Origin of the sequence: Posidoniimonas corsicana (assembly GCF_007859765.1) — a bacterium.
Classification (GTDB): Bacteria; Planctomycetota; Planctomycetia; order Pirellulales; family Lacipirellulaceae; genus Posidoniimonas; species Posidoniimonas corsicana.
Map to the genome: position 1 here is coordinate 37,699 of NZ_SIHJ01000005.1, position 14,373 is coordinate 52,071.

Genomic DNA, 14,373 nt, shown 5'->3' on the forward strand with positions numbered 1-14,373 from the left:
CTTACTTGCTCAGCGTGGCGTCGAGGTTCAGGATGGCGTTGGCCAGTACGGTGCGGGCGAACGCGTCGGCGTCGGGCGCCAGCCGCTCGGCCGACGCGGGCTCGCCCTCAAACCGCAGCCGCGCCGCGGTGTACAGTTCCAGCAGCGCCGCGAGGCTCTCTTCGTCCGCGGGCGAGCCGGCCGCCGCCTGGTACGCCCAGGCGATCTGGTCGGCGGGCGTGTCGCCATGCTCGGCCATGCGGTCGCCGAACCCGCCGGCGAGCTCGACGTAGGCCGGGTCGTTGAGGGTCACGAGCGCCTGCAGCGGCGTGTTGGTCGTGAGCCGCCGCGGGGTGCAGACCTCGCGGCTGGTCATGTCGAAGGCGACCAGGCTGGGGTAGGCGCTGGTGCGTTTCCAGAACGTGTACACGGCGCGGCGGAAGCGGTCCTCGCCTTCGGAGGTCCGCCAGTCGGCGCCGTTGTACACGGTGCGCCACACGCCTTTGGGCTGGTAGGGCATCACCGGCGGGCCGAACTGCTTGTCGGACAGCTTGCCGGAGAGGGCGAGCGCCTGGTCGCGGATCATCTCGGCCTGCAGCCGCGTGCGTGGTCCGCGGGCGAGCAGCTCGTTGCGGGGGTCGCGGCGGGCGAGTTCGGCGCTCACCCGCGCGTCCTGCCGGTAGGTCGATGACAGCACGATCTCGCGCAGCAGCCGCTTGCACCGCCACTGCATCTCGCCCTGGAATTGGACGGCCAGCAGGTCGAGCAGCGGCTGGTTGGACGGCCCCGAGCCGCTGGCGCCCAGGTCCTCGACGGTCTCGACGATGCCGAGGCCGAAGAGCTGCTCCCACACGCGGTTCACCAGCGCGCGGGCGGTGAGCGGGTTCTGGTCCGAAGCGATCCAGCGGGCCACGTCGAGCCGGGCGCCGGCGTCGGTGCGGGCGAGCGGCGGCAGCGACTCCGGCGTGCCGGGCAGCACCCGCTCGCCCCGCTCCAGCCAGTTGCCGCGGATGAAGGTGAAGGTGTCTCTCGAGCCCGCGGTGCAGCGTTCGGCCATCACCGGCGTGGGCGCCGAGGGGATCTGGGACCTGGCGTCGGCGATCTTCTTGAGCCGGGCGTTGGTCGAACTGAAGTCCTTGTCGGCCAACAGGCCGGTCCACCGCTCGTCGGAGCTCACGCTGTACCGGGAACGCTGGAGCACCAGCGGCAGCTGACCCGAGCCCTTGCGGTCGTGCCGCAGCTTGAGCTGCAGCTCGGCGCCGGGAGGGATCGTCAGCGGCTCGTCGAGCAAGAACACGGCCCAGCGGGGGCGGAACAGCTTGCTCAGCGCCGCCCAGCCGGCGACCGACTTGTTGAGGCTCTCCTGCGGGTCGAACTCCGGCTGGGGCTCGTCGCTGAAGGCGTAGCGGAGCTTCACCTCGGTGGGCGGCCCGCCGTCCGGGGGGATCAGCGACAGCTTCAGCCGAGTAAGCATGAAGCCATCTTCGGGGATGCGGAGCGCCCGATCGGTGTCCTTCGGCAAGGCCTCGATGCGGAGGGCGGTGATCGGGCCGGCGTCGGCGGTTGGCTGCGCAACCAGGGTGTACGCGGTCTGCGTCGCGACGGTGCCGGCGGTCCACACCTCCGTGGCGCCCGCCGCCGGCTTGATCACCAGCTCGGTGCTCTGGTTGGCGTCGGCGGAGGTGACTTCGAGCGGCGCCCATTGCGAGTTCTCGGCGGCGATCTGAGCGCAGCGCTCGTGCCGGGCGCGGCGGAGACGCGACGCTTCCCTGTCGAGCGCGGTCGCCTCTTCGCACGCGTCGGGGTCGGTGGGCACGGCGAGCAGCGGCTCCTCGCCGTCGAGGTCGCAATCGGCCGTGTTGTTGAACACCGCCAGGAACTCGTAGTACTCGTGGTGCTTGATCCCGTCGTAGGGGTGGGCGTGGCACTGAACACAGGCGAAGGTCTGCGCCTGGAACACCTGCCAGGTGGTGTTGACGCGATCGATCACCGCCGCCAGCCGGTACTCCTCGTCGTCGGTGCCGCCCTCGGTGTTGTTCGCCGTGTGGCGGTGGAACGTGGTGGCGAGGCGGTCGTCGGTGGTCGCCTTGGGCAGCAGATCGCCGGCCAGCAGCTTCACGATGAACTGGTTGTACGGCAGGTCGGCGTTGAGCGTGCGGATCAGCCAGTCACGCCACGGCCAGACCGTGCGGCCGAGGTCCTTCTCGTAACCCATCGTGTCGGCGTAGCGGGCGAGGTCCATCCACATGGCGGCCCACCGCTCGCCGAACTGTGGCGAGTCGAGCAGGCGGTCGACCACCCGCTCGGCCGCGTCCGGGCGGTCGTCCGCGATGAACGCCTGCTGCTCCGCCACGGTCGGCGGGAGGCCGGTCAGGTCGAATGTCACGCGGCGGAGCCACTGCCCGCGGGGCGCCGGGTCCGCCGGCGCCAGCCCTTCGCGTTCTAGCCGGGCCAGCACGTGGTAGTCCAGCTCCCGCTGGGGCCAGTCGTCGTGGGTGACGCCGGGGCGGGTCGGGCTGTTGGGCGGCACGAAGGACCAGTGCTCCTCCCACGGCGCCCCCTGCCGGACCCACTCGGTCAGCAGCTCGACCTCGCGGTCGGAGAGCCGCGGGCCGTGCTCCTTGGGGGGCATGCGGAAGTCGTTGTCGGGGTCGCTGACCCGCTCGATCAGGTACGACCCGGCGGGGTCCCCCGGCGCCAGCGTCTGGCGGCCGCTTTCGCCCCGAGCGAGCAGATCATCGCGGTACAGCACTGATACGCCGCCCGCCTGCTTAGGGCCGCCGTGGCAGCCGGCGCAGTGCTCGACCAGGATCGGCCGGATGTGGTCGTTGAAGCCCACCTCTCCCCTGGCGGCCGTCAGCGGCCAGAGCGGCGCTAAGCAGAGCGCTGCGAGCGTGAGTCGGCGTGGGCGGAACATGCCTGCGTCGGGGACAGGGGACGGGTCCGGCCGCCACGGTTGGCGCCGGGCGACCTCCGACAATTATAATGCCGCTTCGCGTGACGGACGAACCTCCGTCGCGCAAAGCAGCACTCCTCGGCTTTTCGTCTCGCTCCCCCCCGGTTGGACACCACTATGACCCGAACGATCATCGCGACCCTCCTGCTGGCGCCCGCCGTGCTCGCCCCCACGGCCCTGGCCGCCGATCTGCACCCGATCGCCCAGGAGGTGTCCGGCAAATTACCCGACGCCAAGAGCCCGTTTCTGCTGATCGTCAACTTCACCACCACCGACAAGGCGGCGGCCGGCGAGCTGATCGAGGCGTTCAAAGAGCCCGTGGTAAAGACGCGTAAAGAGCCGGGCAACCTTGGCTACGTGCTCAGCCAGGACGCCGCCGACCCGACCAAGCTGATGGTGCACGAGCAGTGGAAGTCGCTCGACGCGCTCGACAGCCACCTCAAGCAGCCGTACCTGGCCGAGCTGCTGGCGGCGTTGGGCCCCGTGCTGGCCGAGCCGCCCGCCCTGTCGGTCCACGTCCCGGCCGCCGAGCCGAAGAAGGACTAGCCGCCGCCGTTGGGCTGGAGGTTGCCCAGGTGGTGGGCGGCGTGCACGCACATCAGCCGCTGCCACTTGGGGACCGTCATCCCGGTGCTGAACATGTGCGTCGGCAGCGGCTCGGGGAAGCTGGCTGCGCGGTCGATCGTCGCCAGGCAGGCGTCGATCACGGCCGGGTCGTCGGCGGCGTGTTCGGCGGGCACGATCTCCGGCGGCGCCGGCGCGCCGCCGGGCATCTTGCCGGTCGCGAGGATCACCTCGGTCATCGCCCGGAAGACCGTCGCGCGGAGGATCCAGGGCATCGGCTTGATGCTCCCCTCCATGCCGGCCTGCATCGTCTTGTCGAGGTGCTCACAGCACTGGGTCAGGTTCCAGTTGACCAGCGGCGTGTAGCCGCCGGAGCGGAGCCGCTCGATCTCGGCGGCGACCTCCGGCAGCGAGTCGAACGACAGCTTGCGTTTGCCCATCTCATTCCTGCGTGTTCCAGGGATCGTAAGGATTACCCGCCGCAGCACGCCTCGGCGATGGCGGCGATGTGGCGGTGATCGGTGCCGCAGCAGCCCCCCAACACGTTGAGCTGTGGCAGGTCCTTCCGCAAGGCGCCAAGTCGCTCGCCAAGGTCTGCTGGGTTACCTTCGTCAAGGGTTGTCATCTCGTCCAGCTCGGCGTGGCTCTTGGTCGAAGCGTTTGCGCGGACGCCGCCTAGGCGTTTGGTCCATGGATCGCCCTGCGCAACTACGGCCGCGAAGTGCGTGGGATGGGCGCAGTTGATCATGTAGTAAGCCGGCCGAACAGGCGACAGATTGTCGCACTGCTCGATTGCCTCGCCGAGCGGCTGGCCGGTCGGCAGCCGGCCGTCGGTCTCGACCGTGAACGAGATGGCGCACGGCATGCTGGCCTCGCCCGCCGCGCGGGCCAGGCCGACCGCCTCTTCGACGTAGTTGAGGGTCAGCGCCGTGATCAGGTCGGCCTCGCTGCCGGCGAGGGCCTCGACCTGAGTGCGGTGGTAGCCTTGCGCCTCGTCGGCGGTCATCGCGGCGCCGGGGACGTAGCCGTCGCCACGGGGTCCGATGCAGCCGCTGATCACGGTCGTGACGTCGGGGTTCGACGCGCGGGCCGCCGCCAGGAGGTCGATCGCCTCGCGGTTAATGTCGGCCGTGTCCGAGTCCTTGAAGCCGAGCCGGGCGACCCAGTCCGGGCTGGCCCGCCAGGTGTTGCTCTCCAGCAGGAGCGCGACGCCGTGCCGGCGGGCGATGGCGAGGTAGTCGTCTAGGTAGGCGGCCACGGCGCGGCGGCCCTCCTCGTCGCGCAGCAGGGGAAACGCACAGAACTCGGGGAGCTCGAAGCCCTTCTGGAACAGCAGCACGGTCTCCAGGCCGCCGTCGGTAAGCACGGTCTGGTTGTTGAGCTGGGGGAGGGAGTCTCGGTGAAGGGGCATGCTGGCGGCCTCATTGGTTTGAGAAGCTGGGTTCCGGTAGCGGCTCCTACGCCGGAGCGGGCCCGTTGTTACAAACGGCCCCGCAGATGCGCCAACGGGGCGCCCGCCTCGTCCTCCAACGAGCAGCCGAGAAACGGCGGGGTTCGCGGGCATTCTACAGCCGCCGGGAACTTTCGCCGAAATACCTCGCCGGGCCGTCCGCCGACCTCCGCGGGTGGTGTGGCAGGCTAGGTTTTCAAGGTAGCCCCGCCTAGAGCCACCCGAGGTACCCGCGGATGAATTGGCACGTGCTTGCTGTGGTTGTCGCGTTGGCGGTGGCCGGACCGCCCCTGGCCGAGCAGTTGGGCAGCCGTTTTCGCCACGCCACGCCCGAACGGTGCGCAGCGCCCAGCGATCTGCCGGTAGTCGTCTACAGCGCCGCGGCCGACCACCGCCACAGGGACGTCGAACTGCTCCACTTCTGGCGTCCCAACTGCCCCGTGAGCGTGAAAACCCAGGCCCGCGTCCGCGCCCTGCAGGCGCAGGGCTACCCGATCCGCACCATCAACACGCTCCGTCAGCGTGAGCTGTCGAGCCGCTACCAGATCAACGCCACGCCGACCTTCATCACGCTCGAGGATGGCGTGGTTGTGGGGCGCGTGGCGGCAGGGTTGGGTAAAGAGCAGATCGCCGCGCTGATCGAAGGGTAAGACTACCGGAGAAACAGCTCCGCCTGAGCGCGGCTCGCGGCGTTGAGGTTCTCTAGCGGCACGTACAACACCTGGCCGTCGCGCGTGCCGAGCTGCAGCTCGGTGGGCGTGCGGGCGACGAGCTTCGCTTCTATCGAAACACCGGTCGGGCCGGTCCAGATTAGAAATTCGTCGACAGGCGACTCGGCGCTGGCCAAGCTCACACCGCTACTGTGCCGTGGGTGATGCTCCTCAAGCCACCGCCGCCCGTAGGGAGATTCAACAAAGTGGGCGAACTCCGGTCTCTCACGGAGGTCCCCCCAAGCCGGCGAGAGCCGCTGTTCATAGGCGTGCATCGCGTTGTACAAGGCCTCGTGGTCCCGCTCAATGATCAGCACTGCCAGGAACACGTCGTGGGCGAACTCGGAGCTCGGGTAGTTTGCAATCGCGACCCGGGCGAGCCTGGCGGCCGGTTCGAGCTCACCTGCCCGCAGGTAGAGCCGTGCGCGAATAATGTCGAGGTAGCTGTCTCCGCCCAGCCGACGATCCAGCCGGTCGAGCGCGGATAGCGCCTCGCGGTACCGCTGCTGCACCCGGAAGGCGCCGATCGCGATCAGGTCGATCGCCGGGTCGTCCGGGAACAATCGGTCGTAGTCCGCCGTTGCGGCCTCGACCAGGTCGGCGTCGTTGCTCACCACCGCCGAGTGGTATCGCAGCAGCTGTACGGGCTTCATCTCCTTCATCGCGGTTGGAAGCGTGTCGAAGAGCTGGAGAGCGGCCGCGGGGTTACCGGCCTTGATGGCGTGCTGGATCGCCGCCAGCGTCTCAAGATCCTGAAAGAAGTAGTCGCGCTGCCAGGGGCTAGCTCCCGCGTATTGATCGTGCTGATGGAGCAAAGGCTGCAGTGTCTGCAGGAGAGTTTCGGAGATCAACTCGCCCTTGGAGTAGATCCGCAGGTCGCTCGCCACGACCTCCGCGCCCTGCTTCTTGAGTAGAAATTCGTGGTAGTCGAGCTGGCTTGTTCCCGCCAATCGGAAGAGGGCCCGGACGCCCTCGGGACCTCGACGGAATCGGACTAGCCGATAGGCGCCGCCGTCCACTTGGCTGAGGATCTTCCGGAGCAGACCACCATTGGCCGTTATGGCGGTGCGGACATCGACGTCAAGTGAGTCCGCGAGTTCCTCCCCGCCGTCCAACGCGTCCCCGATTTGGACCGCCAGGCCCTCCCAGTCGACGCACCGGTTGATCTCGGCCCAATCGGCGTTGGCCGCCGCGTGCTCCAGGCGGGACGCGAAGCGGCGACACGCGATCTCGGTTGGCAGGTCGCCCTTCCCGAAATCGATACGTGGCGCACGCCCCACCCGGGGCCTAAGCCGATCAACTTCCGGAGTCTCGCCCCCACGGTTGCAGCCGGCTAGCAGTGCAGCCAGCATCGTGACAAACGCAATCGTCTGGCGGCGGCGCATCAGCCCAACCCCTCGGGAGCGTAGTAGCGACAGAGTGGAGAGGGGACTCTATCGGCAAACCGCTAGCGGCCGAAGGGCAGTTTTAGCTAGCAGTTCGGCGCTGGGCTCCGGCTTCGTAGCGTAAGCCACGTCGCAACCCAGGGCAGCAGCACCGCAATCGCTACCGGCTCGGGAACGGCGCCGCTGCTAGCCGACCCGGGCGTGAAGTCCTCCCAGCTGGCGCCCAGGTTGTCGCGCCACAGGGTGTAGTCGGCGGCGTCGACCATACCGTCGGCGTTGCCGTCGGCCCAGTTGTCGCCCGTAGCGCCGAACTGGTCGCGCCACAGAAGGTAGTCGTCTTGATCCACAACGCCCGAGCCGTCGTAGTCGCCGGGCAGCGAGACGAACGGGTTGCTGAACAGATCGCTGGTGAGGAAGGCCTCGTCGGTGAGGGTTTCCATGAAGGCGACCAGCGCGTCGATCTCTTGATCGGAGAAGTTGAACACGGTTGGCTCGCCGTTGGTCTTCAGGCGGTTGTCCAGGTACGGATTGTCCTGGATGCCGGTGCTGTAGAACTCCACCACTTCTTCCAGCGTGGTGTGGCGGCCGTCGTGCATGAAGCGGCCCCGCACCGCCACGTTGCGGAGCGATTGGGTCTTGAACGTCCCGTTGCCGGCGCCCTCGTCCGCCGTGTTGTCGGCGTCCAAGCCGATATTGCGGGCGCGGTCGCCCACCTGGGCGTGCGTGGTGTGGCACTGACTGCACTGGCCGGCTCCGTGGAACAGCTCGGCGCCCTGCTGCTCGAGCGGGGTAAAGATCGACGCGTAGTCGGGGGCTTCTGGCGTGCCCGCCTCGACCGCCTGGTCGTATTTTGACTGGTACGAAACCATCGACCGCACGAACTGCCCCAGCGCCTTGGAGATGCGGTCGTTGGTGATCTGGGAATCGCCGAACGCCTGCTGGAAGAGCTTGGGGTAGTAGTCGGTGGCGGCCAGCTCGTCGCGGAGTTGGTCGAGGTCGGTGCCCATCTCGACCGGGTCCTGGATCGGCATCAGCACCTGCTCCTCAACCGAGGCGGCCCGCTCGTCCCAGAACATGCGGCCGTTAGCGTAGTAGGCGGCGTTCGACAGGGCCGTCGAGTGGCGGCCGGTCAGCCCGCCCTCGAACCCCTCGCTGAACTGGTTCTCGTCGCCGAAGCCGGTCGCCTGCTGGTGGCACGAGGCGCAGCTTGTGCCGTCGTTGTGGGAGAGCCGCGGGTCGTAGAACAGCACCCGCCCGAGCGTGGCGCCAGGGTTGGTGATCGGGTTATCGACCGGCGTGTTGTCTGTGGCCGCGACCGGGCCCGACTTGAAGTGCTCCGGCAGGTCGGTCACCGCGTAGGCGACAAAGTCCTGGTACATCTCGGGCAACGCGGGCACGCCGCGGTCCGCGGCGTGGGCCGTAGCAAGGCTAAGCGACAGCGACAATGCGCAAGCGCGCACCAACAGGCAGATGGTTCGTTGCAAGGCCTTCTTCCTCTGTTTCCCACGAGAGCGGCCGTCAGTGCTGTTCCTGCAATACCGACGAGCCGGCTAGATGATACTCACACGGCGAACCAGTGTCGAATGTAAAGATTCTGTGAAGGACCGTGTGGGGCGGTCCCTCCGATGCATTGCCGCGGATGTGTTCCGCCTAGTCGGCGATACCAATCCGCTGCCGCCACCTCGGGTAGCTTCTCGCCAGCAGCCGGTCGGCGTACGGCCCCAGGTAGCTGTAGCCGAGGCGGCGTTCACGCTCGATCGCGTTGTAGTCCTGCTTCACGACGCCGTCCCGGCCGACAAACATCGGCTCGTTGGTTTCGATGTCGTAGAAGCGGGCCCACAACGCCGGCGCCGAAGCGTCCTCCACCAGCACACGGTCGCGTCCGCCCGGCACGTCGGCGCCGCGGCGGTACTCGACGCGGACCCCCTCGACCTTCGAACGCTCGAACCAGTCGACCGCCGCCTCAACCGCGCGGACCACTTCTGGGCTCGGGTCGGGGATGCCCATCAGGAACTCCACCACGCCGACGCTCTCCTGGCCGCTGATCGAGGGGAGCTCGTACGAGCGCGCCTTGGCGGGCGCCAGCGTGTGCTCGTCGTGCTGCGCGCACCACGCGGTGAGCTTGCCGTCGACCTCGATCTGGGTCTGGAGGATCGCCTCAACGCCGCGTTGCACGGCGTCCGCGGCTCGGGCGCGGCGCTGGTCGTCGACAAAGGCCCAGTCGCCTTCGCCGTGGCTGGCGTCGCGGAGCGTGCGGAGCACGCCGACCATGGCGCCGTCGTTGTAGGTGATGTGGGTGTAGTAGCCCCGCCGCGGCGGGTGCATCATGGGCCAGCCGCCGCCCGGGTACTGGGCTTCTAGCAGGTAGTCGACGCCCCGCAGCGCAGCTTCGCGCAGCTCCTCTCGGCCGGTGGCGGCGTAGACGCGGGCCAGGTAGCGGATCTCAGTGTGCGTGGCGCCGTTGTCGATGATTGGCTGTCGTGAAGGCGCCTGCCGGCGAACCTCCTCCAGCGCCTCCGCGGAGAGGGGCCGCGCCTTGTCGATGTTCTTGGGCCAGCCCCCTGTGGGGTGCTGGTAGGCGAGCACGTTGCCCGCGATGCGGACCGCCTCTTTGCTGGCGTACCAGTCGTCCGGCTGGCGGAGCACACCACGCCACGAGACGGCCACTGCCGACGACGGCGCCACGGCGAACGACAATACGAGCGCGACGACGACCAGGAATCCCCAACGGGTCACGACCGACCTCCTGAGCAAGATGAGCTGATGAGCAAACCCCGGTGATTCTACCCCGATCGCCCGGCGGGGGACCGCTGGCGCCACGCCAAAACTGGGGCGGAGACTTGTTTTGAGACACTGCGGGTGACCCCCAATTGCAACCCCGTATCCGGGTCTTGCAATCCCTCCGTTACAGCCTCAAAAACCGTCGACAAGCCGAGATCGGCCGTATTATCCTGGCTTCTGCCTTTTCTGTGTTGGCCCGGCGATGCTGCCCCGTTTACGTGGCGCCGCACGAGCCGCTTGTCAAAGTCTCTAAGCCGCGGTCGTGGAATAATGAGCTCCAACTTGGTTTGGCCGCGGCGTTGTCTGTTCTCTTGGGAGGTTACCTGCTAATGACTCGCTTCCTCACCCCTTTGGCGCTGTGCACCGCCATGGCCTTTGCGGCGTCCGCGTCGGCCGAGTTGCTGCTGTATGAGCCGTTTGGATACACCGCCGGCGCCGACCTGGTTGGACAGAACGGCGGCACAGGATTCACCGGAGCTTGGCGAGATGGCGCCGCTGGCGGTGGCATCATTCAAGCAGGCAGCCTGCCGGCTCCCGCCGGCGTTCCGACCGCGGGCGGCCACGCGATGCTTTCTGGCGCCGCGGGCACCTACCAGGTGTACCGCGACTTTACGAACATTGAGGGCGCCGACGGTGAGACCACCTGGATCAGCTGGATCGCCCAGCGGCAGGGTGATTCGATCCCGACGCCGGACCCCACCTACGGTGACAACCCGTACCCGCGTGGCGTCAACGCCGGGTTCTTCAACACCGAGCACCCGACCCGTCCCGAGCGTGTCGGCATCGGCAACTCGTCCAACGCGACTGAGAACGAGTGGTCCATCATCCCCGAAGGCAGCGGCGGCCTCCGCGAAGGTTCTGGCGTGCCATGGGATGAGATGCACTGGGCCGTTATGCGGCTCGACCATCACGGTGACATCAACACCCCGGACGACGCCTACCTGTGGCTTGACCCCGATCCGAACGTCGAGCCCGACATCATGAACGCCCTCGCTTCGTCGGTCGGCGTCGTTGACTTCTCGGGTCTCGACTTCATCCGCCCGTTCGTCGGCAACGAGAGCAGCGGGCGTCCCGCTGGTCAGATGGTGATCGACGAGATCCGCGTCGGCACGACCTACGCCGACATGAGCGCCGTCCCCGAGCCGGCCGCTCTGTGCCTGGCCGGCCTGGCGGCCTGCGGCCTGGTTGGCCGTCGCCGCCGCTAGTCCTCGCCAGCGAGGGATCGGCTAGTTGATAAGAGCCGGCGGTCCGAAAGGACCGCCGGCTTTTTTCATGCGCTGCCGATCAGGCGCCACGGCTACTCGAACGGGCGGTCGATCGACTCGGACGGCCGCGACAGCCAGCGGGGGCCATCGGGCGTCACAACGAAGTGATCCTCCAGCCGCACGCCCAGCTCGCCGTAGACGCAGATCATCGGCTCGATGCTGGCGATCATCCCCTCTGCCAGCGGCGTCTGGTTGCCGCGGACCAGGTAGGGCGCCTCGTGGATGTCCATCCCCAGCCCGTGACCCGTGCGGTGCGGCAGGCCGGGCGTCTGGTAGCCTGGGCCGAGGCCATGCCGCTCGATCACCGCCCGGGCGGCCGCGTCGACCGCCTCGCACGGGGCGCCCGGCTGCGCTGCGGCAAATGCGGCGGCCTGAGCCTCGTGCTCGATCTCCCAGACCTCGCGGTGTCGCGCGGTCGGCTCGCCAAACACGTAGGTCCGCGTCAGGTCGGAGTGGTACCCCTCGAAGGTGCAGCCGGTGTCGACCAGCACGATCTGGCCCTCGCGCAGGCGTTGCTCGCCCTTGGGTCCGTGCGGGTACGCGGTCGATTCGCCGAAGGCCACGATCGCGAACGTGGAACCGTCGTCGGCGCCCGCGGCCCGGTGCTCGGCGTCCATCCAGCGGACAATCTCGGTGTTGGTCATCCCTTCATTGAGGCGTTCGCGCACTCGGCGGTGGATGTCGAGCGTGACGCCCATGGCGTGCTCAATAATCGCAATCTCCGCCGCCGACTTCTGCATCCGGCAGCCGTCGACCACGGGCGCAGCGTCGGCCAGTTGGACGCCCGGCGCAGACGTGCGGAGCGCGTCCGTCATGAAGAACGGCGTCGTGCCCTCGACCGCCAGCCGCCCGGCGCCCTGCTCCTTCAGCAGCCCGGCGAGCAGCTCAAACGGGCTCTCGTGCTCCTCCCACACCTGCAGCGGGCCTTCGATCGAGATCAGCTCCCGCACCTTCGGCTCTTCGAACGCGGGCGCGACGTAGACCGGCTCGCCCTCCCGCGGGAGGAGCAAGCCGAGGAACCGTTCGCTCAGCCCCCACCCCACGCCGGTGAAATACCGCAGGCTCGTGCCCGCCGGCAGCAGCAGGGCGTCGAGGTCGTGCTCGACGAGCAGTCGCTGGGCCTTGGCCAGGCGCGACTGGTATTCGGCAGGAGCAATCGGCATCAAGCTGGCATCCTCAGAGTTGCACCAAGCACGGAAGGTTTGTCACTACCGTCCTCCGCCGATCGCGATACGCCAAGTCCGCTACGGCCAAGAAGTGCCTACGGTTTCCTTCGGCCGAAACCTGCGGCGGCGACAAGTGTGCAAGCAAGCGCGGCAGCAGTTGGCTCAGGCGCCAGTTGCTTGACGGCGAAAGACGCCGAGAGGTTTGGCGTTCCAAACCCACTGCTCCAGACCAAAGTCAAATCATTCTCAAGGAATTCCAAGGGCAGCCCTGGCGGGACGATTCGACCCAGCGAATAGTCGTCGTCAATGATTACGCCAGACCCTGCATTCACGACTACGGAGACTCGGTAATCTGTGTCGACAGGAAACAGCCCCCCCGGAAGTGTAGCGTCCTCGAAGCGAAAAACCCCGCTTTGCGACTGCAGATCGATCAGTCCGACTGCGTTCCCATTCGGTACCAGCGTTACTTCACCTGAAAGGGAATCGTACTGGAATTCGACCTGTCCACTTGGGTCACGAGGATTGGTTGGTGGATTGGTTGGTGGATTGGTTGGTGGATTGGTTGGTGGATTGGTTGGTGGATCGGTTGGTGGATCGGTTGGTGGATCGGTTGGTGGATCGGTTGGTGGATCGGTTGGTGGATCGGTTGGTGGATCGGTTGGTGGATCGTAGGGTGTATTGGGATCACTGCTGTAGTAAACTAGATCTGGAACGGTCTCCCGATAGGTAAAGACCGAGTCGTACTGCTCAGGGGTCGCGTATATCAAGTCGGCGGGCCGGGTGGGTGTGCCGAAGCCGCCGGTCCAGTGCAGTTTCAGGTCATTGAGCAACCAGTCCTCCGACAGCCCAGCATCCAGGACCGCCCCGAACGAATAGCTCATATCCAGATAGAACCCGGTTGCAGGGTTCGTAACGACCCCGATATGCTTCGCACTAGCCGTCGGGAACAGTCCTGGAGGAAGCCGTGCGACGTCTGGCGCCAACGACCGACTTTCTGACTTAACGTAGATCAGACCGACATGATTGCCGTCGGTCTCAATCCCGAGTTCCCCGGTCGCGGAGTTGTAGACGTATGAGAGCAGGCCGTCGTTGAACGCGCCTGGGATTGTTACGCCTCGCACGCTCTGGGAACCAAGACCTAAGAGAACCAGCCAAGCAACACAGAATCGCACCATGGCGTGACTCCACGAAACTACCTGCCAATAACCCGGGTGGGGAAACCGCATGCTAGCCCGCCCAGCGGAACTACGCAACCTTCTGGCCTATTGCCCCACCGCGAACTGAGTCCAGGCCGACAAGCGGCAAGGCGGAGTTCACTCGGCTCCGGCCGCCACTGGCTCCATCGCCGATTCGTCCTCTACTTCGGCTTCGGCGCCGGGGGCTTCTTGATCCTCCGACTCTTTCAGCCGCAGGATCAGTTTGTCGCCTTCAACGCGGATGCTCTCGAACTTGCGGATCTTCTCCGCCACTTCAGGCTCGTCAAGCAGGTCCTTGGCCAGGTTCTCTTTGGCCAGGGCGTCGATGAACTGCTGCGGCAGAGGCTGCCCGTTCACCTCGCCCGCCTTGAGGGTGACGATCGGGATGCCGCCCTCGTAGCTGGCGTCGAGGGTCACCTTGGCGTTCAGGAACCGGCCCGCGCCCATGGGCACCTCGTCGAGCGGGATGCTGACGTCGCCCGTGATCTCGCCGTTCTCAATCGTCACGTAGACGCGGCCTTTGAGGTCCTCGTTGCCGGCGATCAGGGCGTTGATGTCGTCTGAGGTGAGCACCAGCTCGTTCTCGGCGGCCGGCGCGTCGTTCTCGACCGCCTGCTGCAGGCTGTCGACCCGGGCCTGGATCTCGGCGATCTCTTCCTCGCTAGCCTCGGACACGGGGATATCCACCGGCTCGGTCGACGTGTACTTGTCCACCTGGCCCTTCAGGAAGAAGTAGCCCCCCACGCCGCCCCCCACCAGGAGCAACAGCATCAGCACAAATCCGATTCCGGCAATCAGGCAGCCGTAGAACAGGCAACCCTTGGGCTTCTTCTCCGGCTGGGTTTCGGGCGAGTCGTAAGCGTTGGGGTTGTCGGTGGGCATCGACATGGCGGATCTCCGGGGCGAATTGCGGGCCAACCA

At 67.1% G+C, this 14,373-nt stretch carries 12 protein-coding genes; 3 read left to right on the forward strand and 9 right to left on the reverse strand.

Annotated elements, in window-relative coordinates; all coding sequences use genetic code 11:
- Position 1: 1 nt before the first annotated feature.
- Complete coding sequence (locus KOR34_RS23380; RefSeq protein WP_146568557.1) at positions 2 to 2,896, reverse strand: PSD1 and planctomycete cytochrome C domain-containing protein; 2,895 nt, start codon at positions 2,894 to 2,896, stop codon at positions 2 to 4.
- A 156-nt stretch (positions 2,897 to 3,052) separates the two neighbouring features.
- Between KOR34_RS23380 and KOR34_RS23385 the strand changes: the two genes are divergently transcribed.
- The gene (locus KOR34_RS23385) at positions 3,053 to 3,481 is read left to right on the forward strand and encodes a putative quinol monooxygenase (RefSeq protein WP_146568558.1); all 429 of its coding nucleotides are present in this window, start codon (positions 3,053 to 3,055) and stop codon (positions 3,479 to 3,481) included.
- On the opposite strand, the gene KOR34_RS23390 is transcribed toward KOR34_RS23385, so the two are convergent.
- Positions 3,478 to 3,939: a DUF1569 domain-containing protein gene (locus tag KOR34_RS23390; RefSeq protein ID WP_146568559.1), complete on the reverse strand. Its 462-nt coding sequence runs from the start codon at positions 3,937 to 3,939 to the stop codon at positions 3,478 to 3,480. The two genes, KOR34_RS23385 and KOR34_RS23390, sit on opposite strands and share 4 nt — an antisense overlap.
- Before the next feature lie 32 nt (positions 3,940 to 3,971).
- Positions 3,972 to 4,910, reverse strand: coding sequence for a homocysteine S-methyltransferase family protein (locus KOR34_RS23395; RefSeq protein ID WP_146568560.1), 939 nt, complete (start codon positions 4,908 to 4,910; stop codon positions 3,972 to 3,974).
- 275 nt (positions 4,911 to 5,185) lie between these two features.
- Here KOR34_RS23395 and KOR34_RS23400 point away from each other — a divergent pair, with 275 nt between their 5' ends.
- Entirely contained in the window at positions 5,186 to 5,599 is a 414-nt protein-coding gene (locus KOR34_RS23400) for a thioredoxin family protein (RefSeq protein ID WP_146568561.1), read from the forward strand.
- A gap of 2 nt (positions 5,600 to 5,601) precedes the next feature.
- Here KOR34_RS23400 and KOR34_RS23405 read toward each other — a convergent pair whose 3' ends face one another.
- The 3 genes from KOR34_RS23405 to pelA all read right to left on the reverse strand — a co-directional run bounded on the left by KOR34_RS23405 (position 5,602) and on the right by pelA (position 9,780).
- Positions 5,602 to 7,044 (reverse strand): hypothetical protein, encoded by a 1,443-nt coding sequence (locus tag KOR34_RS23405; RefSeq protein ID WP_146568562.1) that lies wholly within the window; start codon positions 7,042 to 7,044, stop codon positions 5,602 to 5,604.
- 86 nt (positions 7,045 to 7,130) lie between these two features.
- Positions 7,131 to 8,528 carry a cytochrome c peroxidase gene (locus tag KOR34_RS23410; RefSeq protein WP_146568563.1) on the reverse strand — a complete coding sequence of 466 codons (1,398 nt, stop codon included), beginning with the start codon at positions 8,526 to 8,528 and terminating at the stop codon, positions 7,131 to 7,133.
- A 166-nt stretch (positions 8,529 to 8,694) separates the two neighbouring features.
- Positions 8,695 to 9,780, reverse strand: coding sequence for a pectate lyase (pelA, locus tag KOR34_RS23415; protein ID WP_197531693.1), 1,086 nt, complete (start codon positions 9,778 to 9,780; stop codon positions 8,695 to 8,697).
- A 374-nt stretch (positions 9,781 to 10,154) separates the two neighbouring features.
- Here pelA and KOR34_RS23420 point away from each other — a divergent pair, with 374 nt between their 5' ends.
- Complete coding sequence (locus tag KOR34_RS23420; RefSeq protein ID WP_146568565.1) at positions 10,155 to 11,030, forward strand: PEP-CTERM sorting domain-containing protein; 876 nt, start codon at positions 10,155 to 10,157, stop codon at positions 11,028 to 11,030.
- 92 nt (positions 11,031 to 11,122) lie between these two features.
- On the opposite strand, the gene KOR34_RS23425 is transcribed toward KOR34_RS23420, so the two are convergent.
- From KOR34_RS23425 to KOR34_RS23435, 3 genes are all read right to left on the reverse strand, one after another.
- Positions 11,123 to 12,253, reverse strand: coding sequence for a M24 family metallopeptidase (locus KOR34_RS23425; protein ID WP_146568566.1), 1,131 nt, complete (start codon positions 12,251 to 12,253; stop codon positions 11,123 to 11,125).
- Positions 12,254 to 12,351: 98 nt separating this feature from the next.
- Positions 12,352 to 13,431: a hypothetical protein gene (locus KOR34_RS23430; protein WP_146568567.1), complete on the reverse strand. Its 1,080-nt coding sequence runs from the start codon at positions 13,429 to 13,431 to the stop codon at positions 12,352 to 12,354.
- Positions 13,432 to 13,569: 138 nt separating this feature from the next.
- Positions 13,570 to 14,340: a hypothetical protein gene (locus KOR34_RS23435; protein ID WP_146568568.1), complete on the reverse strand. Its 771-nt coding sequence runs from the start codon at positions 14,338 to 14,340 to the stop codon at positions 13,570 to 13,572.
- Positions 14,341 to 14,373 lie beyond the last annotated feature (33 nt).

Coding starts and splice junctions, on each gene's coding strand:
- KOR34_RS23435 (WP_146568568.1), bottom strand. CDS start 14,340: ATGTCGATGCCCACCGACAACCCCAACGCTTACGACTCGCCCGAAACC.
- KOR34_RS23385 (WP_146568558.1), top strand. CDS start 3,053: ATGACCCGAACGATCATCGCGACCCTCCTGCTGGCGCCCGCCGTGCTC.
- KOR34_RS23390 (WP_146568559.1), bottom strand. CDS start 3,939: ATGGGCAAACGCAAGCTGTCGTTCGACTCGCTGCCGGAGGTCGCCGCC.
- KOR34_RS23400 (WP_146568561.1), top strand. CDS start 5,186: ATGAATTGGCACGTGCTTGCTGTGGTTGTCGCGTTGGCGGTGGCCGGA.
- KOR34_RS23420 (WP_146568565.1), top strand. CDS start 10,155: ATGACTCGCTTCCTCACCCCTTTGGCGCTGTGCACCGCCATGGCCTTT.
- KOR34_RS23430 (WP_146568567.1), bottom strand. CDS start 13,431: ATGGTGCGATTCTGTGTTGCTTGGCTGGTTCTCTTAGGTCTTGGTTCC.
- KOR34_RS23405 (WP_146568562.1), bottom strand. CDS start 7,044: ATGCGCCGCCGCCAGACGATTGCGTTTGTCACGATGCTGGCTGCACTG.
- KOR34_RS23425 (WP_146568566.1), bottom strand. CDS start 12,253: ATGCCGATTGCTCCTGCCGAATACCAGTCGCGCCTGGCCAAGGCCCAG.
- KOR34_RS23395 (WP_146568560.1), bottom strand. CDS start 4,910: ATGCCCCTTCACCGAGACTCCCTCCCCCAGCTCAACAACCAGACCGTG.
- KOR34_RS23380 (WP_146568557.1), bottom strand. CDS start 2,896: ATGTTCCGCCCACGCCGACTCACGCTCGCAGCGCTCTGCTTAGCGCCG.